This window comes from Acinetobacter sp. CIP 102129 (assembly GCF_000368305.1).
Lineage (GTDB): Bacteria > Pseudomonadota > Gammaproteobacteria > Pseudomonadales > Moraxellaceae > Acinetobacter > Acinetobacter parvus.
On record NZ_KB849341.1, the window covers coordinates 509958 to 534929 of the forward strand.

Annotated in this window: 24 protein-coding genes, 1 tRNA gene and 4 pseudogenes; 16 read left to right on the forward strand and 13 right to left on the reverse strand. The window is 39.9% G+C overall.

Annotated elements, in window-relative coordinates; all coding sequences use genetic code 11:
- Positions 1 to 46: 46 nt before the first annotated feature.
- The 8 genes and pseudogenes from F973_RS10475 to F973_RS10505 all read left to right on the forward strand — a co-directional run.
- Positions 47 to 280, forward strand: a pseudogene (locus F973_RS10475) (AraC family transcriptional regulator); the annotation flags it as partial.
- A gap of 81 nt (positions 281 to 361) precedes the next feature.
- The gene (locus F973_RS10480) at positions 362 to 1144 is read left to right on the forward strand and encodes an IS3 family transposase (RefSeq protein ID WP_004761698.1); all 783 of its coding nucleotides are present in this window, start codon (positions 362 to 364) and stop codon (positions 1142 to 1144) included.
- A 332-nt stretch (positions 1145 to 1476) separates the two neighbouring features.
- A complete protein-coding gene (locus F973_RS10485) occupies positions 1477 to 1986 on the forward strand; it encodes a rhodanese-like domain-containing protein (RefSeq protein WP_004761700.1) in 510 nt (169 codons plus the stop codon).
- 62 nt (positions 1987 to 2048) lie between these two features.
- Positions 2049 to 2333, forward strand: a pseudogene (locus F973_RS15690) (serine acetyltransferase); the annotation flags it as partial.
- A 114-nt stretch (positions 2334 to 2447) separates the two neighbouring features.
- On the forward strand, positions 2448 to 2723 hold the full coding sequence (locus tag F973_RS15695; RefSeq protein ID WP_414630961.1) for a HEAT repeat domain-containing protein: 276 nt from the start codon (positions 2448 to 2450) through the stop codon (positions 2721 to 2723).
- Positions 2713 to 2997 carry a gamma-butyrobetaine hydroxylase-like domain-containing protein gene (locus tag F973_RS10495; protein WP_004761704.1) on the forward strand — a complete coding sequence of 95 codons (285 nt, stop codon included), beginning with the start codon at positions 2713 to 2715 and terminating at the stop codon, positions 2995 to 2997. Before F973_RS15695 ends, F973_RS10495 begins: the two co-directional genes overlap by 11 nt.
- 141 nt (positions 2998 to 3138) lie before the next feature.
- Positions 3139 to 4482 (forward strand): chromate efflux transporter, encoded by a 1344-nt coding sequence (chrA, locus tag F973_RS10500; RefSeq protein WP_004761705.1) that lies wholly within the window; start codon positions 3139 to 3141, stop codon positions 4480 to 4482.
- A 73-nt stretch (positions 4483 to 4555) separates the two neighbouring features.
- Positions 4556 to 4804 (forward strand): annotated as a pseudogene (locus tag F973_RS10505) (transposase domain-containing protein); the annotation flags it as partial.
- Positions 4805 to 4835: 31 nt separating this feature from the next.
- Here F973_RS10505 and F973_RS10510 read toward each other — a convergent pair.
- From F973_RS10510 to F973_RS10525, 4 genes are all read right to left on the reverse strand, one after another.
- Positions 4836 to 7874 (reverse strand): type I restriction endonuclease subunit R, encoded by a 3039-nt coding sequence (locus F973_RS10510; RefSeq protein ID WP_004761707.1) that lies wholly within the window; start codon positions 7872 to 7874, stop codon positions 4836 to 4838.
- A 137-nt stretch (positions 7875 to 8011) separates the two neighbouring features.
- Positions 8012 to 8386 (reverse strand): endonuclease domain-containing protein, encoded by a 375-nt coding sequence (locus tag F973_RS10515; RefSeq protein ID WP_004761709.1) that lies wholly within the window; start codon positions 8384 to 8386, stop codon positions 8012 to 8014.
- A gap of 158 nt (positions 8387 to 8544) precedes the next feature.
- The gene (locus F973_RS10520; protein ID WP_004761711.1) at positions 8545 to 9801 is read right to left on the reverse strand and encodes a restriction endonuclease subunit S; all 1257 of its coding nucleotides are present in this window, start codon (positions 9799 to 9801) and stop codon (positions 8545 to 8547) included.
- Entirely contained in the window at positions 9801 to 11369 is a 1569-nt protein-coding gene (locus F973_RS10525; RefSeq protein ID WP_004761713.1) for a type I restriction-modification system subunit M, read from the reverse strand. The genes F973_RS10520 and F973_RS10525 overlap by 1 nt, the downstream gene beginning before the upstream one ends.
- 242 nt (positions 11370 to 11611) lie before the next feature.
- Between F973_RS10525 and F973_RS10530 the strand changes: the two genes are divergently transcribed.
- From F973_RS10530 to F973_RS10540, 3 genes are all read left to right on the forward strand, one after another.
- Positions 11612 to 11995 (forward strand): hypothetical protein, encoded by a 384-nt coding sequence (locus F973_RS10530; protein WP_004682741.1) that lies wholly within the window; start codon positions 11612 to 11614, stop codon positions 11993 to 11995.
- A 54-nt stretch (positions 11996 to 12049) separates the two neighbouring features.
- On the forward strand, positions 12050 to 12733 hold the full coding sequence (locus F973_RS10535; protein WP_004761715.1) for a DUF421 domain-containing protein: 684 nt from the start codon (positions 12050 to 12052) through the stop codon (positions 12731 to 12733).
- 385 nt (positions 12734 to 13118) lie between these two features.
- Complete coding sequence (locus F973_RS10540; protein WP_004761717.1) at positions 13119 to 15197, forward strand: catalase; 2079 nt, start codon at positions 13119 to 13121, stop codon at positions 15195 to 15197.
- Between the two features lie 67 nt (positions 15198 to 15264).
- Here F973_RS10540 and F973_RS15285 read toward each other — a convergent pair whose 3' ends face one another.
- From F973_RS15285 to F973_RS10550, 4 genes and pseudogenes are all read right to left on the reverse strand, one after another.
- Positions 15265 to 15405, reverse strand: coding sequence for a hypothetical protein (locus F973_RS15285; RefSeq protein ID WP_004676713.1), 141 nt, complete (start codon positions 15403 to 15405; stop codon positions 15265 to 15267).
- A 141-nt stretch (positions 15406 to 15546) separates the two neighbouring features.
- Positions 15547 to 15756 (reverse strand): hypothetical protein, encoded by a 210-nt coding sequence (locus F973_RS10545; RefSeq protein ID WP_004682744.1) that lies wholly within the window; start codon positions 15754 to 15756, stop codon positions 15547 to 15549.
- 500 nt (positions 15757 to 16256) lie between these two features.
- Positions 16257 to 16490 carry a hypothetical protein gene (locus tag F973_RS15605; RefSeq protein ID WP_314371664.1) on the reverse strand — a complete coding sequence of 78 codons (234 nt, stop codon included), beginning with the start codon at positions 16488 to 16490 and terminating at the stop codon, positions 16257 to 16259.
- Positions 16491 to 16497: 7 nt separating this feature from the next.
- Positions 16498 to 16695 (reverse strand): annotated as a pseudogene (locus F973_RS10550) (transposase); the annotation flags it as partial.
- Between the two features lie 97 nt (positions 16696 to 16792).
- On the opposite strand from F973_RS10550, the gene F973_RS10555 reads away from it, so the two are divergent.
- Together F973_RS10555 and F973_RS10560 are read left to right on the forward strand one after the other, a co-directional pair.
- Positions 16793 to 17242, forward strand: a complete 450-nt coding sequence (locus F973_RS10555) for an Arm DNA-binding domain-containing protein (RefSeq protein ID WP_004761719.1) — start codon at positions 16793 to 16795, stop codon at positions 17240 to 17242.
- Between the two features lie 225 nt (positions 17243 to 17467).
- Entirely contained in the window at positions 17468 to 18001 is a 534-nt protein-coding gene (locus F973_RS10560) for a site-specific integrase (RefSeq protein WP_228127462.1), read from the forward strand.
- Between the two features lie 16 nt (positions 18002 to 18017).
- Here the strand turns inward: F973_RS10560 and F973_RS10565 are convergent.
- Positions 18018 to 18107: transfer RNA gene (locus tag F973_RS10565), tRNA-Ser, on the reverse strand.
- A 96-nt stretch (positions 18108 to 18203) separates the two neighbouring features.
- A complete protein-coding gene (greB, locus tag F973_RS10570; RefSeq protein ID WP_004761720.1) occupies positions 18204 to 18692 on the reverse strand; it encodes a transcription elongation factor GreB in 489 nt (162 codons plus the stop codon).
- Positions 18693 to 19063: 371 nt separating this feature from the next.
- Here greB and F973_RS10575 point away from each other — a divergent pair, with 371 nt between their 5' ends.
- Positions 19064 to 20173, forward strand: coding sequence for an MltF family protein (locus tag F973_RS10575; protein WP_004761721.1), 1110 nt, complete (start codon positions 19064 to 19066; stop codon positions 20171 to 20173).
- A gap of 57 nt (positions 20174 to 20230) precedes the next feature.
- On the opposite strand, the gene F973_RS10580 is transcribed toward F973_RS10575, so the two are convergent.
- Complete coding sequence (locus tag F973_RS10580; RefSeq protein ID WP_004682749.1) at positions 20231 to 20614, reverse strand: SCP2 sterol-binding domain-containing protein; 384 nt, start codon at positions 20612 to 20614, stop codon at positions 20231 to 20233.
- Between the two features lie 289 nt (positions 20615 to 20903).
- The gene (ttcA, locus tag F973_RS10585) at positions 20904 to 21809 is read right to left on the reverse strand and encodes a tRNA 2-thiocytidine(32) synthetase TtcA (protein ID WP_004676692.1); all 906 of its coding nucleotides are present in this window, start codon (positions 21807 to 21809) and stop codon (positions 20904 to 20906) included.
- 496 nt (positions 21810 to 22305) lie between these two features.
- Here ttcA and F973_RS10590 point away from each other — a divergent pair, with 496 nt between their 5' ends.
- Together F973_RS10590 and htpX are read left to right on the forward strand one after the other, a co-directional pair.
- Positions 22306 to 23187, forward strand: a complete 882-nt coding sequence (locus F973_RS10590; RefSeq protein ID WP_004761724.1) for a lytic transglycosylase domain-containing protein — start codon at positions 22306 to 22308, stop codon at positions 23185 to 23187.
- 214 nt (positions 23188 to 23401) lie between these two features.
- Positions 23402 to 24307, forward strand: coding sequence for a protease HtpX (gene htpX / locus F973_RS10595; protein WP_004761726.1), 906 nt, complete (start codon positions 23402 to 23404; stop codon positions 24305 to 24307).
- 59 nt (positions 24308 to 24366) lie between these two features.
- On the opposite strand, the gene F973_RS10600 is transcribed toward htpX, so the two are convergent.
- A complete protein-coding gene (locus tag F973_RS10600; protein ID WP_004761728.1) occupies positions 24367 to 24957 on the reverse strand; it encodes a DUF4112 domain-containing protein in 591 nt (196 codons plus the stop codon).
- Between the last annotated feature and the right edge of the window lie 15 nt (positions 24958 to 24972).

A 24972-nucleotide genomic window follows, 5' to 3' on the forward strand; every position in this document is an offset into this window, starting at 1 on the left:
TTTTCTAGCTGTCTGTTATAAAGCATGTTGAAAGTTAAACAAAATTATACGATATCCAAAAGGGTTAAAAAGAGTTTATTTTGGAGGGCAAAACGGACTTATGCCTAAACGAATCATTCATAAAACTGGTGCGCAACAATTTACACCACCGACCATTCTGGCCAGCCTGATCCACTATGCGGAACAACAGCATTGGGATTATCTAACATGGTTTAAAGATTCAGGTCTGGATATAGGGCAAATCCAGCAAACAAATGGTGTCGTTCGTTTTACCCAAATGTGAGTACCAGGTTTGTCGGAGAGTCAATATTCTGAGATGAGAAGCATTGCTTCGCAAGACGTAGCGAAGCGTAGGGTCCCGATGACAAAATTAAAATATACCCCTGAAATCAGAGAAAGAGCTGTTCAATTATTGATTGAATCTAAAAAAGATTATCCATCGAACTGGGCAGCAGTTTCTGCAATTGCGCCTAAAATTGGCTGTACTCCTGAAACTCTACATGTTTGGTATCAAAAGCATTTAGATCAGCAAAATCCCATTAAAGTACAACAGATATCTGACCAAGAAAAAATGAAGCAAATGGAACGTGAAATTAAAGAATTAAAGCGTGCCAATGAAATTCTACGTAAAGCAGCCGCTTTTTTCATCCAGGCGGAGCTCGACCGCCCACACAAATGCTGGGTCTATACCGCCTTTATTATTGATGTGTTTTCACGAGCAATTGTTGGATGGAAAGTATCGACACGCATGAATACAGATATGGTGCTCGATGCACTTGAGCAAGCATTGCACGATCGAGGCATGCCTAAGAATGTGATTCATCATTCCGATAGAGGTGTTCAATATCTTTCTATTCGCTATACCAATCGTTTAGAAGCAGCAAATTTACGAGCATCAGTCGGTACGACAGGTGATTCATACGATAATGCTTTGGCTGAAACGGTGAATGGCTTATACAAAACAGAGGTGATTGAATATTTAAAAGCAGATTGGCAAGGTTTAGCAGATGTACAACTTGCGACATTAAATTGGGTAGATTGGTTCAATAAAAAGCGTGTACACAGTGCACTGGGTTATGTATTGCCTTTTGAGTTTGAAGAAATCTACTATGATAAGATTAATCCGTTAGGTCAGTTGGCCTAACTTAAATAAAAAAGTCTCCGACAAACCCGATACGGTTCAGGTTTTACTTGATCCACCCTATATACATTAACCCTGAATTCGATTTAAGGTTAACTTATATAGGTGTGGGTTTGATGTAAATTTAAAATATTTAATTGTGATAAATAAATCTCTAATCATACAATCCACTTAAAATAAGATTTTTAGTTTTAAAATCCATATCCACACTCATTTAATAAAATTCGATTATTTATAAAAAATAGATATATAAATAAATTTTGCTTATTTTCCTGAATATAAAAACAGTCATAAGATAAAAACATCATCCCGCTGATGTATGAAAGGTTATAAAAATGAATGCTCAATTTGATTCTACCCAAGCCGTAGAATCCATTACTACAACTCACGGTTTATCTGCAAACCCACAAGACATTTTACAGCGCGCACAACACTACGCGGAAGAAAATGAACTCGATTTTACGGGCAGTGTGCCGCCTGTCGAAGCATGGTGTCTGGTTGAACAGGGTCATGCTGTTTTAGTTGATGTGCGTACCAGTGAGGAACGCAAATTTGTCGGTTATGTACCTGAAAGTATCCATGTTGCATGGGCAACTGGCACCTCATTCAACCGCAATCCGCGCTTCCTGAAAGAACTTGAAAGCAAGGTCGGCAAGGATAAAACCATTCTGTTGCTCTGCCGAAGTGGCAAACGTTCGGCTCTGGCCGCAACTGCTGCATTTAGCGTGGGTTTTGCCCAGGTCTACAATGTGCTTGAGGGTTTTGAGGGTGACCTGAATGAATTGCAGCAACGCAACCAAAGCAATGGCTGGCGTACCCACCAGTTACCGTGGTTACAAGATTGATGCTGTTTTTTCACCCAGCGATTTTCAGATTAATTTAATACTTGGTTTTGCAAGGAATCAGCGTGAGCAAATGGAAAATCCAGCCTGTTGTTGAGGGCTTACAACAAGCACGTCATGAATGGCGTGAACGTCAACATCGCATCAAGGAGTTTGGCGGACGTGAACTGCCTTCCAGGGAATCTCTTAAATCCATACTGGATGACTTGTGTGGCATTTTATTTCCAATGCGACTAGGACCAAGTGACCTGCGTCAGGAAACGGAGGACTATTACATTGCCTATACGCTTGATCGTGTGCTGAATGAGCTGTTCTCACAGGTTAAGCTGGCCTTGAATTACGAGGCCAAAAGTCGGGTAAAGCAAGTTCCTGTCTCCAGTAATGACCATTTGCTCTACGAGCAGCAAATTGCTTTGGCCAAGACCATTGGCAAGCTGAAAGCGGTCGAACTGGAAAATATCCTGTTGCAACAACTGGATGACAGCTATTGGCAAGTGCGAATTGCAGTGACGCGTAGTCTGGGCTTACTGAAAGCCAAATCTGCGATTACAAAATTACAGGAAAATTTCCAGCATGACATCAGCAACTTGCGTAAGGAAGTGGCAATTGCATTAGGTGAAATTGGCGGCGAACAGGCTCAGAATATTTTATTACAACACGCCGAAGACCCCGATCCAGAAGTACGTAAATCGATTCGTATTGGACTGGCCTTGATTCAGGAGAAACTTAATGCAGCTTGAACCAACTGAAATCAAGGTCAATGTTGAACAACAACTTTTATTGCTGAGTTGGGCAGATGGTCAGCATAAGAATTTTAGCCATGAGCAATTGAGAGCCAATTGCCCCTGCGGATTTTGCCGTGCCAGTCGTTTACGACAGAAAGAGATTCAGTATCCTGAAAATGTTGCCATTTCAGCGATTTACTCACAAGGCTACGGCATTCAAATCTGCTTTGATGATGGACATGATAAAGGCATATTTCCGTGGGCATTTTTGAAAAAACTTATGGTTTAATAAAAACATTCAAAGTGATGAAAATATCTTTAACAACTCTGCCATTTCATCATTTTGAATGATTCACTCCTTAAAATATCGAGGTTAAATCAGTCCAGCTATTCATCATTCGCCATAAAAACAAATTCTTTGGAAATTTCCATGCAACCATCAGATACCCTACCTCCGATTCAATCTGTCTCCTTCTGGGATGCTTTTCGCTTCTGGCTTAAATTGGGGTTTATCAGCTTTGGCGGGCCTGCTGGCCAAATAGCGGTAATGCATCAGGAACTTGTGGAAAATAAACGCTGGATTTCTGAAAAAAGATTTTTGCACGCACTCAACTATTGCATGTTACTCCCTGGCCCAGAAGCACAACAACTTGCCATTTATATTGGCTGGCTCATGCACCGAACCGCAGGTGGCTTAGTTGCTGGCATTTTGTTTGTTCTGCCATCATTATTTATCCTGATTGCCCTATCATGGATTTATGTTCAGTTTGGTGATGTACCGATTATTGCAGGCCTGTTTTACGGGATTAAACCTGCCGTAACCGCAATTGTATTCCATGCAACTTACCGCATTGGCAGCCGCTCACTAAAAAATGCTTATCTTTGGTTGATTGCTGTGGCTGCGTTTATTGCCATCTTTGTGTTCAACACCCCTTTTCCCTTAATCATTTTAGCGGCTGCGATTGCTGGCTATGTGCTGAGTAAGCAAAAACCAGATTTATTTAACGCTCAGGCTTCCCATCAAAATGATCATAAAAGTTATGGGGCAGCCCTGATAGATGATGATACACCGACGCCTGCCCATGCAGTTTTCCATTGGGCCAGACTCACCAAAATCCTGAGCATTGCAGCATTACTCTGGTTTGTTCCAATGCTGGTTTTGACTCTGGGACTGGGATGGCAACATGCCTATACCCAAATGGCATGGTTCTTTACCAAAGCTGCCTTGCTGACTTTTGGCGGTGCGTATGCGGTTTTACCCTATGTCTATCAAGGTGCGGTCAATCATTATGCATGGCTGGATCCAACCCAGATGATTGATGGACTGGCACTGGGTGAAAGTACCCCAGGCCCACTAATCATGGTGGTGGCTTTTGTTGGCTTTCTAGGCGCATATAACCATGCATTATTGGGTGCTGATCATTTATTTTTAGCTGGGACAATTGGAGCAGTTATTGTCACATGGTTTACATTCCTGTTTTCCTTTGTGTTCATACTCGCAGGTGCTCCGATGATTGAATCCACGCATAATGAACTTAAATTTACTGCGCCACTCACGGCGATTACTGCTGCTGTGGTCGGTGTCATTCTCAATCTTGCCTTGTTCTTTAGTTATCATGTGCTCTGGCCAAACGGCTTTCATCACCCTTTTAATTATGAAGCGGCATTTATTACTTTGGCTGCATGTATTGCACTATTCAAATTTCAGCTCAATGTGGTGTATGTGATTTTTGCTTCGGCCTTTTGTGGTTTAATCCTCTATATGGGTGTTTAAACATGCATACACAACTTAAGCAATTATAAGAGAGGTGGATCAGGAAAAAGACTGACGGTATAGCAGAACAGCGCCGCTTTGTAACAATTGGATAGAGAATCAGATGCGTCCCTGGGCGTTGGGGCGCAAGAACTGGCTATTTGCAGGTTCGCTGCGTAGTGGTCAACGAGCGTCCAATATCATGACTTTAATCCAGTCCGCAAAGCTGAATGGGCTGGATCCGTATGCCTATCTCAGTGATGAGCTGAAAAGGTTGCCGACGCATAAAGTGACCCAAATAGAAGAATTGCTACCACACCGCTGGAAATCCGACCAAAATTAAAAAATAGCATGGGGTTCAGCGGACGCTTACACTACAACCCCACATAAAACTTCTCAATCAACTGTCGTGTTTTCACCAATAAATTGGTCAACACGTTATCCCGTTCAAATAACTTGACTTTATAGTTTGGCAGTTCTTTCATCTCCTCTTTGCGTGGAAGACGTTTATTAAACTCATAATTATCTAAAACCTGTTTCATTGCTTCTGGTTTCAGGTTTTCTTCTTTACAAAAATGCTGATAGGCTTGCTCTTTTTCCGCATCCCAGAACTGAGCAAAAGCCACTTGGACGCTTTGCCCGTTGATCATCTTAGGTATATTTTCTTCGATGAACTTTTGAATCAAATCTTGCTTATCATGCAAGCTAATATCACTACCAATCAGATCATGGACTTGAGCTTCGTATTTCTTACGCTGCTCATCTGTTTCAGCATTCACTGCCATCTGTAGCAGTGTCAGGATATACCCCACATTAATGCGGTCACTGTGCAGTAAATCCAATTGGAAATCGACATCATCCAGTACCGATACTTTTTCTTTCTTGCTGGTCTTTCTAACGGCACGACAGAGATCAGCATATTTGGATGCAAAATTCGCAAAGTGCTGTTTATCAAGCTTAGTGTCGTCTTGATCATACTCAATAAAAGTTTGTAGCTGGGCGTTGTAGCGCATCACTTCACGGAATGCCTTGATGAACTCTAGTTGTTGATCTTCTGTGACTAAATCATCTACTGTTTGATAATCAGGCGTAATACTGAGTAGCTTTTCAACCGCTTGCTCATAATCTTGTTTGATTTCATCAAAACTTGGGACAAGTACAGTCTTCCGTGCTTCTTTATTTGAAAATAATGCGAGTGCTTCATCTGTAGCACGTTTTAGGTTACGGAAGCTAATGATATTCCCAAATGGTTTTTTATCATTGTAGACACGGTTAGTCCGTGAAAAAGCCTGAATTAGACCATGATATTTAAGATTCTTATCGACATACAAGGTATTTAACGGCTTTGAGTCAAAGCCCGTGAGGAACATATTTACGACCAGTAAAATATCAATCTGCTTTTTCTTTACCCGATCTGCAATATCACGGTAATAGGCATAGAATCCATCACCAGAGTTATAATTCGTGCCGAACTGGGCATTATAGTTGGCAATGTAGCGATCCAATTTGTCACGACTAGACTGATTGATTTGGTTCGGAGCATCAGTTGATTCTTCTTGAATCAATCCATTTTGGTCGTTGTTCTCAACAGCTTCATTCGCACCGTAGGAGAAAATAGTCGCAATGGTGAGAGGTTTAAATAATCGCCCCTCCGCTTCGTCTTGTTGTTGCTTCTCAGCCTGCACCTTTTCAAATAACTCATAATACTGCGTTAAGGTATCCACTGAACTGACACAAAACATTGCGGTAAATTCACGGTTTTTGGTTTTGGTATCGTGCGTATCAACGATATAACGGGCAATCATTTCTAATCGCTGCGGATTGTCATATAGCTCTTGGGTATCAATCCCCTCGACATCTTCGTCAAATTGCTCATGATTTTCTATTAACCCCATCCCGACCTTCCCCTTTAAAAGGGGAAGGGGTAAAGCCTCTCCTTCCTTTGCAGGGAGGGAATTAAGTGTTGGCAAGTCCCCCTGATAAAGGGAATTTAGGGGGTCAAAAACCCCAGCCGAGCTCGCTTCATCAATCTGGTCATTGCTTGCCATACCTTTAGCAGTATATTTGCCACGGTAATCAATCTGGAACTGCAATACATTGCGGTCTCGAATCGCATCCACAATGACATATTGATGCAAACATTGATTGAATAAATAATCTGTGGTGAGTTTCAAACCTGCTTTAGATTGACTATTTTCCTCAAAGATCGGTGTTCCCGTGAATCCAAACATCTGTGCATTACTAAAGAACTTTTTAATGTTCTGATGAGTCTCACCAAATTGGCTACGGTGACACTCATCAAAGATAAACACCACTTTTTTATTTTTAAGATAATCAATCGATTCTAAATAGCGGTCTGTGCTAATCGCACGATTTAACTTTTGAATGGTTGTGACGATCAGCTTGTCGTGGCGTTGATCGAGTTGCTTGACCAAAGTATGCGTGCTGTCTGTGCTATCCACACTCTCAGCTTTAAAAGCATTAAACTCACGTGAGGTTTGTGTGTCGAGATCATTACGATCCACCACAAATAATACCTTTTCAACATCGGGCATTTGCATGATGATCTGACTGGCTTTAAATGAAGTCAGGGTTTTTCCTGAACCTGTAGTGTGCCAGATATAGCCGTTCTGATCGGAGTTTTGCACATGCTCCACAATTTTCTGTACTGCATAAATCTGATAGGGACGCAGTACCATCAGGCTTTTGGTGGTTTCCAGCATTACCATGTATTGGGTCAGCATGTCTGTAAGATGCTGATGATTTAAAAAGGCATCAGCAAAATCAACAATTTCATTGATATGTTTGTTGGCAACATCTGCCCATGGAAAGGCAAATTCGATGCCTGTTGTACCGTTGGAGTAGTAACGGGTATTGGCGCCATTACTAATGACAAAAAGCTGAATAAAACCAAATAGCCCTTGCCCTGCCCAGTATGCTTCACGAATATAGCGTTGGGTCTGATTGAAAGCTTCGGCAATTTCCATGCCGCGTTTTTTCAGCTCGATCTGTACCAAAGGCAAACCATTGACCAGTAAGGTCACATCAAAACGGCTGGTTCTGCCATTATAGTCGCGGTGGTCGATGGTGATCTGGTTGGTGACCTGATAGATATTTTTGCTTGGCTCATCTGATAAAAAGAAGATGTGCTTGCTTGAACCATCATCAAATTTGACAGGAAACTGGTCACGTAGATTTTTAGCTCTTTCGAATACCGTGCCTGTATTTAGAAAGCTAATCACCTGCTTCCATTCAGTTTCTGACAGTGGTGCAAGTCCGTTGGCACGTTCAATTTGTGTTTTGAGATTAGACAGTAGTTGGCGTTCATCCTTGATGGTCACCGCAGCATATCCCAATTGCTTGAGCTGGCCAATCAGTTTATTTTCAAGTTGATATTCGCTTTGTACTGTCATTTAAAACTCAATTTATCCATGATTAATCGCCCTAATTTTAACCTGCTAAATCTAAACCCCTCTAAATCTCCCCTTATTAAGGGGAGACTTACCACGAATCTTATAAGTCATGGGATTCGTGCTGTTCTCCCCCTATTTTAGGGGGAGTTAGAGGGGGTTTTTACAACCTGCTGTATTAATTGACATATACCATCAATATTCGTCATAATTTCATGGTTGCTAAATCGAATGGTCGTTAAACCCAACTCTAGCATAAATTTATCTCTAATTTTATCATAAGCTTGGGCATCTTCGGAAAAATGGCTTTCACCATCGACCTCGATAATCAATTTTAATTCTGGACAATAAAAATCAACAATATAATGCCCAATACCATGTTGCCTACGGAATTTCACACCAAGCTGATGGTTTCTTAAAATCCCCCATAACCGTTTTTCAGGTTCGGTCATGTTATTGCGTAATGTTTGACGGCGTTGCTTATATTCTATTTTGTTAAATATTTTTTGTGTCATGGTTTTTCTCGGATTTCCAATTTAACCCCTCAATTCCACTTGTCAGGGTTTTAGAACCCCTCTAAATCTCCCCTTATTAGGTTTTTTACCCTCCCCAGCCCTCCCTTAAAAAGGGAGGGAGTTCCTCCCCTAATAAGGGGAGGTTAGGTGGGGTTTCATCACACAAACATCTGCTGTAACAAGCCTTTTTTCCACTGTTTGGCTTGTTCAATTTTCTGTGCCACCACTTCATTTTTTTGATCAATCGCAGAGAGGAAGTTGGCGATTTTGGTTTGTTCTTCTAGGCAAGGAAATAATAAAGCTACCTCTTTAATATCTGACGCTAAAATATGCTCAATCGTATTACCTGTTTTTATTAAGGCAATTTTTTTCTTTCCGATCTCTGAATAAAAATAATAAACAACAAATTTAGAGTTTATTAACTTTGAAGACTTTGGAGATAGAACTAAAAGAGCATGGCAGTTAGCATTGTCATAATCTTCTGTAACAACAGCACATTCACCTACATGTCCACTTTGTACCATCAAAATATCATTTGTCTTTAGAATGGAGTTTGTCTTTTTCTGATGAAATTCCTGATTGATAAATATCAATCCTGTGGCATCAATTTTACCATTCTTAATGTTTTTACCTTGTAAATACTTAACCCCATAATTCACATAATAAGGAGTAGCAACACCAACAAATCCATTTCTAATTTTAGGAAATAAGTCTTTTAGTATCTTCTCCTCCCACTCCCCAAACTCACTGCCATCATCCGCTTTAAAACGAATCTGCTGACTAAACAGCTTTTGCATCATGCCCTGTTTATATTGGCTTAGTAGTTCGTGTTTTTGCGTGAGTTGGCTAATCTTTTCATCGACTGCGGAAAGAAAAGTAGCGATTTTGGTTTGCTCAAGTAACGACGGAGTATAAAGCTCAGTAGAAAAGTAATCTTGATTTCTAATATGCACTTGGGTACTGCCAACCATGATAGATTGCATATGTAGTCTAAATTTAGAAGTATTTGAGAACTGGATTAAAAAATCTCTATTAAGATCATTTTTTATTCTGAATCCATAAACACCTTGAGCTAAAATATATTTCTTATTACTTTCATATTTAACGATATAACCAATACTTGGACCACTAGGCACAAGATCTCGTAGAGTTGTAATTAAATATTCACTATCTACAATATAATTTTGATTTGAATTAAAAAATTCAAGAGTGCAAAAAGTTGGAACAACTTTATCCAATTGAAGTAATCCACCAGAAGATATAGCTTTTTTAGGAATAACTTCGCAATCTGAATATTCTACAAAATCTGCTGGTGTTAGAGATGCACCACCTTTGTAATTTAATACAAAATTACCAATAGTATTTTTGTTCCAATCCCCATCAAACTCTTTAAATCTTAACTTTGGCGTAGCCATTACTTCACCTCCACAAAAGGCGAAGCAATGCCTAGCTCTTTGCAGAAATCTGCAATGATGGCATCGGTTTTTTGGCTGTCGTGTTCCAAAGCTTGAAGCTGTTTTGCAATCACATCTAAATCAATCTCGGCTTCCGCTTCAAAGGTATCCACATAACGCGGAATATTCAGGTTGTAATCGTTATCTTTGACTTCTTGCAAGGTCGCGACATGCGCATATTTTTCAATATTTTCACGCTTTTCAAATGCCGCAACAATCTTATCCAAATGCTCAGGCAATAACTTGTTTTGATTCTTCTGCTTTTCAAAATCATTGCTGGCATCAATAAACAGAATATTGCCGCTATTCTCACGGTTTTTCTTCAACACCAAAATACAGGTTGGAATAGACGTGCCATAGAATATATTGGCAGGTAAACCAATAATGGTATCCACCACGTTCATCTGTTCAATCAGGTACTGACGAATCACGCCCTCACTGGAACCCCGGAACAACACGCCATGAGGTAACACCACCGCCATAGTGCCGTTGTCATCCAGTTGATACAGCATGTGCTGCACAAAAGCCATATCGGCTTTGGAACTTGGCGCCAGTTTGCCATAAGCAGCAAAGCGTTCATCCTGTAAAAATAATGGATCGGCTGACCAGTTGGCTGAAAATGGCGGATTGGCCACCACCGCATCAAACTTTTTATCCAGATGCTGCGGACGGGTTAAAGTGTTTTCCTGTTTGATGTCGAACTTGGCAAAATGCACATCATGCAGAATCATGTTCATGCGCGCCAAGTTGTAAGTGGTACGGTTCATCTCCTGACCATAAATCATATCCACATCTTTGACTTCACGTTTTACCCGCAGCAACAAAGAACCTGAACCGCAAGTCGGGTCATAGACTGAACGTAAACGCTCCTTGCCTTGGGTGACAATCTTGGCCAGTAAAGTCGATACGGTTTGCGGGGTATAGAACTCACCAGCTTTCTTGCCCGCACCTGAGGCAAACTCACCAATCAGGTATTCGTAGGCATCCCCCAGTACATCGGCTTCGGTATTACTAATATCAAAATCAATATCATCTAAATGACTGAGGACTTTCGCCACCAGTGCATTACGATCACTGGCATTATTGCCGAGCTTGGTCGAGTTTAAATCCAAATCTTCAAACAGGTTGGCAAAGTCATCGGCAGAGTCGGTGCCTAACGTGCTTTGTTCAATTGATTTTAAGGTTGCAGTTAAATCATCCAAAATGAATTCGCCCTGACGACCACGCTCGGCTAAGGTATGGAATAGCTGTTTTGGTGTGAGCGCATAACCGACTTCGGCAATGGCATTCTTTTTAATTTCTTCGATGTAGGGCACATGCTCAGCATTATTTTCATCTAATTCTAAAAAGCTGAGGTCTTCACCATCGAGCAATTCATTGGCAAAGTTGACCGATTTTTCTGATAAATATTTAAAGAAAATAAAACCCAGAATGTAATCACGGAATTCATCGGCGCCCATAGTGCCGCGCAAAGTATTGGCAATATTCCAAAGTTGTTTTTGTAATTGTTGCAGTTGTACGTGGGTCATTGTTATAGGAGTCCGATGAAATGAATAAAACATGACTAGTGTACCGAAAATTAAAGTTTTTTCAGCAGCCTTTGAACAGAAATATATTAAAAGTTTAGAGGGGCTGGTTGTCCACGATACTGTCTAGGATCAGAAATCATTTCTGCATGGTTGAGTAAAGTATCAATAAAATCAGAGTGATCAAGTATTCCATGTTTTCTGTAGTAGAGGTAGGATATTCCGAAGAGGTTTGGAGAATCTAAATGAATGTAGAGCGTGTATATACAGATGAAGAAGCTGTAGAGCTCCGTACAGCCCATATGTTAGCAAAAAGTATCATGGGTCACTCTTACCCTCAAAATGTCATAGAGGCTGCAGAAAAGCGATCTGAGGAAGACTTTGAGAGAATCGTTAGTGGAGAGGTCACACGAGCAGAAGTGGAAGCTGAGTTATTACTTCAATGGAACAAAAAAATGGCACTTCAACAGAGAATTAGTGAACTAGAAAAAGAACTCAAAGTTGGTCAAGAAATTCTTAATAACTGGAAAAATACAGAAGATCCATTGTTTGAGCGGCATAAAAGCTGTGTAGAGGGAATATTATCTAGACTTGTAAATATTAAGTGTCAATTAATAGAGGAAAGGTAATCTTACTGAAAATACTTTGAAGTTTTACTAAAAAGAAAATTAAATAGGTGTAAAATGGACTTTATAAAAATACTATTAGCTGATACTACATTTACTTTTGCAGCAGAAATTGTACTTCGTAGTGTCTTGATGTACTTCCTGATTATCTTAGTTTTAAGATTTTCTGGTAAACGTGGTGTTAGGCAACTTTCCATCTTTGAAATCGCAATTATTCTTAGTTTAGGATCTGCTGCTGGCGATGCTATGTTCTATGAAGAAGTTCCGATCATTCATGCTGTCATCGTTTTTGCAGTAATTATGGCTTTATATCGCTTAACAACTTATTTAATGATGAAATCCGATGCTATTGAGACCGTATTGGAAGGTCGACCAATATACATCGTCAAAAATGGTTTACTGATTGTTGAGGATATTAACCGAGAAAAGTATTCATATGATGAGTTCTTTGCTGAAATGCGCCAAAAGAAAATAGAGCACCTTGGACAAGTTAAAATGGCACTGCTTGAGACTGATGGCTGCCTAAGCGTGATCCCATATTCTAAAGAAAATATAAAATGGGGTCTTCCTTTGTTTCCCGATGAATACCAAATCGCAGATCATCATAATGTCAATCACTTTTATTCTTGTATGTTGTGTGGCCAAACCCAACTTTTAAATCATTTAAAAGAAGAATGCCCTCGCTGTCAAAATACAAAATGGGCTAAATCCTGTTTGTATTGCGAGGAATATCAAAATTAATAAGCTTTTGTTTTGACTTAGATTAATTCAATATTATTTAAAATGAATAGTTTAAGCGAACAAAAAATACACATTTCTTTACCTTACTCAAAGCATAAATACTTAAAGTTTATATGGGTATCTTTGATCCAAAAAAGAGTTTTCTTGCAAGTAACTCATATTCGATTGTAGATAACCTATAGTCAAACTACTTTATTATTCATACAGGATTCGAAAAAAAATCGAAATAACTCATCGACTGAGTTGTATTAGTTTTATAATGATTTGACTATAATTAAATTGTATAAGCACACAATATCCGTCAACAAACAAGCCATTAACTTAAGTGAAAATAAATACTTATTTTCATAAAACGTTATAAAGCAAATGTATAAGAGAATGTGATATGAAAGAACCAAATACACCAAAAATCGACCAACTTTCTGAGGAAGCATACGTGGATCCTATAGGTAAAACCCTTACCTCTTCTTTAGGTGTTCCCGTAGCTGATAATCAAAATAGTCTAAAAATTAATGAGAAAGGCCCTACTCTTCTCGAGGATTTTCTTCTAAGGGATAAACTTATTCATTTTGATCGTGAGCGTATTCCAGAACGTGTTGTACATGCTCGAGGGGTCGGTGCTCATGGTTACTTTCAAGCTTATACAGGTAATGAAAAATGGACTAAAGCCAAGTTCCTAACGGACACAAATAATCGAACTCCTATCTTTGTCCGTATTTCTACAGTTCAAGGTGGGCGAGGTTCGGCTGATGTCGTTCGAGATGTACGAGGTTTTTCTATAAAATTTTATACTGAAGAAGGAAATTATGATTTGGTGGGGAATAATATCCCTGTCTTCTTCATTCAGGATGCTATTAAATTTCCGGACTTTGTTCATGCAGTAAAACCAGAAGATGCCAATGAAGTTCCAACTGGTCAATCTGCCCATGATACTTTCTGGGATTTTATTTCTTTAAACACCGAAGCATCACATATGACTACTTGGATAATGTCTGATAGAGCAATTCCAAGAAATCTACGCTCTATACAAGGTTTTGGTGTCCATACATTTAGATTGATTAATAAGAATAATGAAGCATTCTTAGTGAAATTCCATTGGACTCCAAAGCAAGGGGTAGCTCAAGTCGTCTGGGATGAAGCTCTAAAAATTAATGGCAAAGATCCCGATTTTCACAGACGTGATCTGTGGGATGCTATTGAGCGTGGCAATTACCCAGAATGGGAATTAGGCGCACAAATTTTCTCTGAAGAAGATGCAAAACAATGGGACTTTGATGTCTTAGATGCCACAAAATTAATCCCAGAAGAACTTGTACCAGTTACTCCACTAGGTAAATTTATTTTAAACAAAAATACAGATGATTTTTTCGCAGAAACAGAACAAGTTGCTTTTAGTCCTGCAAATATTGTCTCAGGTATAGATTTTAGTAACGATCCCCTTTTACAAGGACGGCTATTTAGCTATACGGATACTCACTTACACAGACTAGGTACGGTAAATTTTAATCAAATTCCAATTAACAAACCCGTTTGTCCTTTTCATACGAATAGACGAGGTGGTTATGCTAATCACGAAGTTTATAAAGGAAAGGCAAATTATGAACCTAATTCTGTTGATGAAAATTGGCCAAGAGAATCACCTAATGACAGTGGTGCCTTCAAGACACATCCTGAAGAAGTACAAGGCAGCAAACTAAGAGTTCGACCAGAAAGTTTCGCTGATCATTTCTCGCAAGCCACAATGCACTACCATAGTTTGGAAAAATATGAACAACAGCATATTAAGGATGCATATTCTTTTGAATTATCTAAGGTTAAATCGGAAGATATCCGCAGACGTGTAGTTTACGCTGTCTTAGCTAATATTGACTTGGACTTAGCTGAATATGTTGCGAAAGAGTTAGGTATTAAAACTCCCCCTAAACAGCAAGATAGTCTGCACCAACCCGTAATTGCATCTTCGAAAAGATTAAGTACCTCATCTTTTCCTGCATCTGATATTAAACAGCGAAAAATTGCCTTGCTCGTTCATAACGGTGTAAATGCGTCATCAATAGATGATATTAAAATATGGGCTGAAGCAGAAAAAGCTATTGTGGAAACTTTAGCACCGAACGCAGCCCCTGTTAAATCTAGTGATGGCAATGAAATACCAGTAGATGGAAGACAAAATGGCGAGCCTTCAGTGACTTATGATGCCGTAATCGTGATTGATGGGAATAATTTAGAAGTATTTAAGGCTGATGGAGTTTCTAAACATTATGTATTAGAGACATATAAACATCTCAAGCCCATTGTTTTCCTGGGTGATAAATGCGCTTTAATAGATGAGTTTCAGCTCACTAAGGATGCAGCTCTATTCTCTACTCAAAATTTTAAAGAGATCCAAGATCAATTCAAACAAGCTATTCAAAATCACCGTTTGTGGGATAGAGAAAAAGTTGTCGCAGCTATTCCAGCATGACTTTATTTGAGCTTAAAAGTAGTGTAAGCATATGATTTCAAAAAGCCCTCATCGAGGGCTTTTTGATCTACTTTTGCTCTTTAAGTGGATTCTCAGGTTCTTGATTTGGTTTTTTTTGGGGATCTGGATTCTGATAGGTTTTCTGATCACCCTTGTCATCGTTTGATTCTTTTTGAGGTTTTGATTCTGGATTTTGCTTATTGATCATGTCGGTTCCATCACGTGAAATACTATAATAATAGATATGACATCAGGCTCTATCTATCAATAATAGATATGTTACGCAATACTACCCTGTAAAATAATTAGCACTGATCCGTTTTAAAAAAAATAGAGGCTTAGAACTCTCTTAAGATGGATTGCTTAAAAATTTACGCATCTGTCTATGTCTTCTAGTGAGACCTAGTACATCTTTACGCTTAATAATTTCATCTTCAGTAAAAGGCAGATGATTGATAAGCTGCTCAATCACCATAAAACTATTTTCAATTAAGAAACTATCTTGCTCGGTTGTCCAATTTGAGGTTATATGCTCAGATTTTTTAGACTGTCTTTTCATAAAAAGAAATTATACCTAATCATGAGGACTCTTGATTTTCTTCAAGCACTCGCGGCATACACAAATTTCTTTTGGTCATTGGTGTAATCAATCTCTCTAGCACCATGAAGGCCAAATATACACATTAATAATCTGATCATCTTATTCCTTCTTTAAGTACTTAAAAGCTATATATCTTAGGCATCTATATTTATATGAATCCCTGTAAGACAGCATTTCGAACAACTTTATCGAAGTTTGAATGAAATAAATTTTCAGTAGTGTGACGCTTTGACAATAAACAGAAACTTGCTACCGTACCTATGCTCACCAATGTTAATAATTTCATCTTTAATTCCATCCATGTATAACTTATGATTCAAACATATCACTGTGATTTGTATTTATCTAACCGCCTTCTGATGAATTACTGTTCATAATGTAATCACATTATTACTTATGTAATTGAATTTGTTAAATAATGAAACAATTCCTATCAAACTACACTGAGTTATTACAACTTATAAATTTAAAGCTTTATGTGCCCATTTCAGAAATTTATCTTTATCGTTGAAATTAGGGACCTTCAATAAATTTATATAGGAAACTTCACCAAAGTTTCCTGAGATTTTATTTGATACAAGAATTGTAAAATCTTCTTCTTGCCCTACATGTACTTCCCGAAAAAATTCCATAACTTTCCGATCAAGGTTTAGTGAGGTAAACGCCTCTCTTTGAACTAAAAAGTCATAGATCTGGCTAACGTTTTAAACGGGCATTTTCAGCATCAAGTTCTTTAAGCCGCGTCATCATTGAAAGATCCATGTCGCCATATTTGGACTTCCATTTGTAGGCAGAGCTCATACCATGTTCGCTGCACAAGTTCGGTATGGGTGTTCCTGCTTCAACTTGCTTCAAAATACTCATGATTAGGCTGTCTGAATACTTAGATGTTTTCATAGAAAATCTCCTTAAATCAAGGTTATTCCATTTTCTACTTTTAAACTCAATTATTTTTTGGGGGGGATTACCTATATAGTTTGAAAGGTTATAACGCATGGGTCGAACAAGCAGCTCAGGTCTTCCAAAAGGCATAAGAGCAAGATCGGGAAAAATACAGATTAACTTTAAATGGAACGACAAGCGCGAGTGGTTCACCCTCGACCTCATCGATACCCCAGCCAACTTCATTAAGGCGGCTAAGATTAGAGAAGATTTTGTAAACAAGGCTAAATACGGGATATTAAAAATCGAGGATATCGAAGCTGTCACCGCCAAACCCATCAAAAAAGCTGACGCTGCGCAAAAAACATTGCCAGCGTCAAATGCTCCGACATTTGCTCACTATGCCCAAGAATACCTTTATAACCTTTCAGATCATAAGCAAGGCACCAAGAAAAAATATCTATCAATTTTGGAAAGGCTCTGGATGCCATTATTCGAAGATATGCCGATTAATACGATCACCAGTCAAATGTTGGGTACAGCCGTCAATGGACGTGAATAGTCATCAGCAAAGACTCGAAATGATGCTTTGATTCCATTACGAGTCGCATTCGAGTTGGCCCATGATGATGAAATTATTGATAAGAATCCATGTGATCGATTGAAGAATCAGAAACCGCAGGAAGCTGAACCTGATCCATTTAATGAGATTGAACGAGAAAGAATACTGAACTGATTAAGAGAGAAATATCTTTTTGACTATCCGACTGTGTATTGGTATTTTGTGGTGGCATTTTGGACAGGTTGCCGGCCGTCTGAAATTATCGCACTCACATGGCAGGATGTAGATTTTTTGAATAAGCAGATCCACATCAATAAAGGTCGAGTGAACGGCGTTCAGCAGGAAACCACTAAAACAAATAAAGCTAGATTTGTAGATTTAAATGATTTTGCTTTCGAAGCATTCCAACAACTCAGATTACTAACCTACCTCAAATATGAGCATGTATTTATCTGTGATGAAACTGGTGAAGAATTTACTACGCAAAAATCATTGAGCGAAAAGTTTGTAGCCTCACTGAAAGCGAATGGCATACGCTATCGCCCTGCCTATAACACTCGTCATACATATGCGACTGTATGTTTAATGAATGGACTTAATCCAGTCTATGTGGCTTCACAGTTGGGTCATAGTTTAGTAATGCTAATGATGCGTTATGCGAAGTGGATTAATTCAGATAAGAACAAAGAAGAGATTGCTAAAATTTCCAATAGTGCCAAAATTGTGCCAAATAAAAAGGGAATCAAACTATGTGTTTGATTCCCTTTAAGATATTTGGCGGAAGCGGTGAGATTCGAACTCACGGAGGACTCACACCCTCGTCGGTTTTCAAGACCGGTGCATTAAACCGCTCTGCCACGCTTCCAATGGCGGCTATCATATAAATAAAAGCTCAACTTGGCAAATATTTTATTTAAAAGCCCACACTAAATGTTCAAAATAAAACCAAAATCCTGTTATTTTAAGTATTTTCAGGTTTTTCATATCGAATTGAGTTGATATACCAGATTTTTTTACCTAATGGGGTATGCACCTCAACCTCATCATCCACCTGTTTGCTCAACAGTGCCCGCGCTATCGGAGATTCAATTGAGATATGCTGAGGATGATGGTCATAGATTTCATCCACCCCCACAATACGCAAGATTTTCTGTTCACCATCATCATTCTCTATTTCAACCCAGGCCCCAAAATAGACTTTTCCCTCCTGCTCAGGCACAAAGTCAACAATTTTCAACTCCTCTAAACGCTTACCCAAATAGCGAACACGGCGGTCTATCTTTCTAAGTAATTGTTTATTATATAAATAATCTGCATTTTCTGAACGGTCTCCCAAACTTGCGGCCCAGTTTACCTTTTTGGTAATTTCTGGACGTTCGTCATGCCACAGTTTTTTTAATTCGGCAACCAGCAAGTCATGTCCAGTACGTGTGATCAAGTTCGATTTCATATTTAAAAACGCTACAACAACAATCCATTTACAAGTTTTTGCATTGTATTCCTTATTTCAACACGACTAAAGTGTATAAATTTTATTCTTTTTCAAATCATGTGTTTGTGATGTATTTATCATATTTTTACTGATCAAAATTTGACAAGCTCCTTTTTGACGCTTAATATGCGCCCATAAGTTGGTTTTTGTTTACTTTTTATACACTTTGTAAATGATGTGAAACATTTTCATCATTTTTCCATTAACCCAATGTCATTTTGAATGACGTTCATGACTTGCCCACCCCGATTTAATTTATCAACTTTTAGAAGTTGTGGTGAAGTTTTGCCTCAATTTTTAGGGCATAAATTACCTGTAGCGGAGACAACATGCACAGTAATTCAAGTTCTGGGTCTAGGCCTGGCCTTAACTCTTTATCTTCCAAGTTACCATTTCAGGCCCTTGCTTTAGGCATCGTCATTATGCCATTCAATAGCTTGAATGCAGAAAAATCACATCAATACAACACGGTTGTCACAACCAATGTTTTAACAGTGGTTGCAGTTGAAAACCCAACTACTGTTTTTAAAGACGGTCAGTTTCTGCATGGTTTCGGCTATGATTTAGCCCGCAACTATGCACAAAGCCTCAACGTAAAACTTGACTTTAAAACGGTTCCAGACAATGCAACTGCATTGAAATGGGTTAACCAAGGCAAGGCCAACCTAGCCATGACCACAGCACCGCTTGCCACAATTGAGAGCAAACAACTGGTTTCTTTCTCGGCAAGCTGTGGTGATCAGGCAAGCCTGAGTAAGAACGGGCTAAATCCCCAGCTTAACTGGGTGTTTAAACAGGCTGATGACCCCCTTACCCTGACAGCCAGTGGTTTTGTCTGTCAGAGCAAGCAATCAGGCACCACTCAACAACTCGCCTCTTTCTATAATAGGAATGTGGTCAAACCTGAATCCTGGTCAACTATTCATAAAGACCTGAATCAACGTTTACCTATTTATAAGGCGAGCTTTAAACAGAGTGCTGCAAAGTACAATCTGGATTGGCATCTACTGGCGGCAATTGGCTATCAGGAGTCTTACCTAAAGCCTAGCTCGGTGTCTCCCACGGGCGTCCGCGGCTTAATGATGCTGACCAACAGTACAGCACAGGCAATGGGTGTCAGTAACCGATCTGATCCAATACAGAGTATTCAGGGTGGCGCGAAATATTATGATCTAATGCTGGATCAATTTGCCAATGTACCCTACCCAGACCGTAACTGGTATGCACTGGTGGCATACAACATGGGACCTGGTGCAGTGAACCAGATTCAGAAACAGATCAAGGCTCAAGGCAAGGACCCAAATCAGTGGGTGAACCTATATGACTATTTACAGCGCAATCAGGCACGCAATGGTCGATATAAGCAAGCGGTTCAATACGTTACCCGTATCCGCACCTATCTAGAACACCTCAAAACCAGCAACCGCATCGATGTCTGAATCCAGACAGGCAAAAAAAAGCTTACCATTGGGTAAGCTTTTTTGTTCAGAAAACAATTAAGTAGTTTGCTCAAGTACTTTCTTGAATAGGTCTTTTTGTTCTTGGCTTGGTTTAGCCGTCTGTAAAGCCATAAGCTGGGACATATCGCCTTGAACCTTGATTTTACCTGTCATGAATGCCTGCATCGCAGCAGCCATGTCAAACTCAAGGAATACTTTACGTAAAGTTTCCGCATCCATGTTCAAAGTGGTTTTAGCGTTTGGAGATAAACCCTTTTGGATTTTACCCGCATCTAAAGCCAACTCTGTATTACCAGCCGCATCTGTAACAACCAAGTTAATCGCTAAATTCGCAAGTGCTGGTGGTAAGTTTAAATCACCCGCTTCCGCAGTAAGTTTTTCAACAGTTGCAAACCAATCATCAGTTAAAAATGCAGCCATGATTCTTCCTCAAATGTATTTGTTCAATTTCTTGTGCCATCTATCCAGACGACATCAAATGAAGCAATTTGCTTGTGCCCTGTTATAGCATGTAATTTTTAGTTTAGGCTATGCTTTTTTGTACATCGAACCGAATTTTTTAGATGCTTATTGCTACCTGTATCGCTTATTGGTCAAAATTTGAATTGTTTGAGTGCAAATCCATTTCCAATAAAAACATAAAAACCGCAATACAGATATTCATCATATATTGCGGCGGCATTATTTGTCTTATTTATAGATGGAGGAATTATTCCGCAGCAAAGCTGAGGTTCACCACATCAAGACGCTTCTTCATTTCTTCAGGATCTTTCATGTCAAACTCACGTTGCCCATCCAACGCTTCAAAGTCGAATAGCTCACGGTCAGCCAACTGTGATGGAGAAACGTTCTGTAATGCGCCAAAGATGCTGTGCAGGCGTTTCGGATATTGTCTATCCCACTCACGCAGCATGTCATTGATGATGGCTCGCTGTAAGTTTTCCTGTGAACCACACAGGTTACACGGAATGATGGGAAACTTACGCAATTCTGCATACTTGATAATGTCTTTTTCCTCAACATAGGCCAAAGGACGAATCAGGATATTCTTTTTATCTGAAGACAGTAATTTCGGTGGCATCGCTTTCAAACTACCACCATGAAACAGGTTCAGGAAGAACGTGGCCATGATGTCATCACGATGGTGTCCCAACGCGACCTTGGTCGCACCAATCTCCTGCGCAAAGCCATACAGCGAACCACGGCGCAGGCGTGAACACACGGCACAATAGGTCTTGCCCTCAGGCGTTAAACGCTTGGTGATGGTATAGGTGTCTTTTTCAAGGATATAGTAGGGAATGTTGTTCTCTTCCATATAACGTGGCAAAACGTCTTCTGGGAAGCCAGGTTGTTTCTGGTCCAGGTTGACCGCAACAATATCAAAATTGATGGGTGCAATACGCTTGAACTGCAACAGGATATCCAGCAAGGTGTAGCTGTCCTTACCGCCCGAAACACAGACCATGACCTTGTCGCCATCCTCGATCATGTTGTAATCACGAATCGCATGTCCAACTTGACGACGCAGCTTTTTCAACAGGCGATAATATGCCGAACTGGTCGGAAGTTCAGGCTTGAAATTAAATCCTTGGTTGGACTCGACTGGCGCGTACATAGACGTGATTTACCCATAAACAAAAATACCGCAAGATTTTATCTGATTCCGAAAAAATCCGCACCTAAAGAATTTTCCAATTTCCCTGAATCGTCATATTTGGGCTTCATACTGATAAAATTCTGGCCCAGATAAGTAAAAATGGGCTGGATTGCTTATATTTCAAACTTCTCCACAGTTTTCCACAAAACCTGTGGATAAAATTGTGGATTTCTACGCTATTGACAAACTGTTTTTATCTTAAAACAAGGCGTTCAATTAGATTGATCATTTTTTAACCAATATTTTTATTAAAATAAAATCAATAGTTTATATAAGTCAATACTTCGATTTTAAAAAAAATATTTTAATTTTTTTTGCTGAACATTCGCACAAAATGACTTGATTTTTGTCAGACACTGAAAAATAAAAAAATTGTAGCCAAAGTACTTTTTATGCTTTTTTTTGTTAAACTACTGTGAAGAACTTAAGCTCATCTTTTGTGAATATTATAACGATGGACAAAACAACTTATTTTTTTGCTCTTTGTTTGGGGTCAATTGGTTTTTTTCATAGCACAGTATCGACCTCGTATGCTGGGCAGACCATTTATCAATTTAAAGATACCAATGGCACCACCCTGCTGACCAACCGCAAGAAAGCAGAATATAATCATTTAAAAGTGGTGAAAGCCACCTATTATCCTGATAGTAACATTCACAGTTATAGTAACTGGGGCGCGAGCGAAGCTTCTGTTCTGCCAAGTTACAGTCGTAATAAAAACGCATTTGACCAACTGATTCGGCAGGCCGCCCAGCATCATGGCGTTTCAGAGGGTTTGGTTAAGGCCATCATGCATACCGAATCTGGCTTTAACATTAATGCACGCTCACCTGTAGGGGCACAGGGCCTGATGCAACTCATGCCTGCAACAGCCCGTCGCTTTAATGTCAGTAATGCCTACGATCCACAGCAGAATATTTTTGGTGGGGTTAAATATCTAAGCTGGCTATTAAAACGTTTTAACGGCGACACCCGTCTTGCGATTGCCGCCTATAATGCGGGTGAAGGCAATGTAGATAAATATGGCGATGTACCACCTTTCCGAGAAACTCGTGATTATGTAAAACGAGTGACCAGTCGCTATCAAAATCTCTATGCATCAGGTCTGGGCACCCCGCTTTCTGAATCAAACAGCAATACTCCAAGCGGACAAGTGCTGGCGCAATCCGCCAATTACTCCACGAATACCAACAACAGTACTGAATCCGTACCAATGGCCAAACAGTACAGCCGTCAAATTATCACCTTGTCGGATGGCACTTTCACCGATGCACCAATGGGAACCTATACCACCAGCAATGCCACTGCATCTGCCCGAATCCGCTTGAGTGACTAGCAATTTACTCATCTATTCTCATTTTATGATTTTAGCTGTTTTTTTATAAAAAATTGCTTTTAAGTCTCTGTTTAAGCGTCAGTTCATCCTTTTATTGATTAAATGTATCCATCCATATTTTTTTCTTGAATTTTTGGGGTTCACCCTGCATATTAGCATTATGATTTATAATTTATAAATCAGATCACTTTTTCTTTATAAGAGGGTTTTCTCAATGATGCGGATTGGTTTGTTCTTGCTAACCAACCTCGCGGTACTGGTTGTAGCTGGCATTATCCTGTCACTCTTCGGTGTCGGTAGTTACCATGGCGCGGGTGGCTTGAATCTAGGCAACCTGATGGTCATCTGTTTTGTCTTTGGTATGGTGGGTTCTATTATTTCCCTTTTCATGTCGAAGTGGATGGCTAAAAAAACCACTGGGACTGAATTAATCGACCCAAATGCACCTCGTAATCAGGCGGAAGCATGGTTATTGCAGGAAGTTGCTCAATTAGCCCAACGTGTAGGCATTAAAATGCCTGAAGTTGGTATTTTCCCATCGTACCAATCCAATGCCTTTGCTACGGGTTGGAATAAAAACGATGCGCTGGTTGCCGTTTCCACGGGTCTACTTGAGCGCATGAACAAAGATGAACTTCGTGCTGTGCTGGCCCACGAAATCGGACACGTTGCCAATGGTGACATGGTGACACTAGCTTTGATTCAAGGTGTGGTCAACGCTTTCGTGATGTTCTTTGCACGTGTTGCAGGTGACTTTATCGACCGTAACGTGTTTGGTCGTGAAGATGGTGAAGCCCCAGGCCTGGCCTATTTTGCCATTACCATTGTGCTTGACATTCTATTCGGTATTTTGGCCTCTGCCATTGTGATGTGGTTCTCCCGTCAACGTGAATACCGTGCAGATGAGGCTGGTGCACGTTTGGCAGGTAAACAGGCGATGATCTCTGCCCTGCTTCGTTTACAGGCGGAATCTGAAATGCCAGACCAGATGCCGAAAGAAATGAAAGCTTTTGCGATTACGGAAGGTAAGGAACAAGGCTTTAGCTTGGCGGCTTTATTTCAGACTCACCCAACCATTGAACAACGTGTTGCTGCATTACAGCAATTAAATGTTCAATAATCTAAACCAGATAAACGATAAAGCCTCCAAAATGGAGGCTTTGTTTTTACCTGCTTCATCTAACCAGCCTTGAAAGACTGATACAGTTGCCATAGATAGCTAAAGCCCGCCCACACGGCAATCACCAATAGAATAAGTACCGCAATACCCAGCAGATCAGGAATCCTTAACCAAATCCAGCTGACGATTGGATTACGCCAAAATGCCGAGGTTTTCTGCTTTTGCTCAAGTGATTCATGCAGGAATGGATGCACCACATGGATGTCATTGTATACTTGATATTCCTCACGGATATGCTCATGCACAATGTCCAGTGTCTTGCGGCTCGGACGAATAAACACATCAAACAGGGTACCAACAATCGGTACAAAACCCACCAGCATATCCATAATCGCCAGTCTGACCACACCTTTCAGTTTATATTGTGGAACACCCACTTCCCTTGCCTTTTTAAAGGCGTAGAGCGTCAGGACAAAACCTGCAACATCGCCCGCAAAGGGAATGGTACTGAGCGCAGCATCGGCTCCCAAGCCCTGCTTGGTAAATGGAATTCTGACCAGACTATCCATGGTATTGGCAAATTTTGCCAGATCACGTTCCGCCGCAATCGCCTGCTGCTGGGTTAATTTTTTTTGTGTTGGACCAGTCATTCACTCAACCTAAAA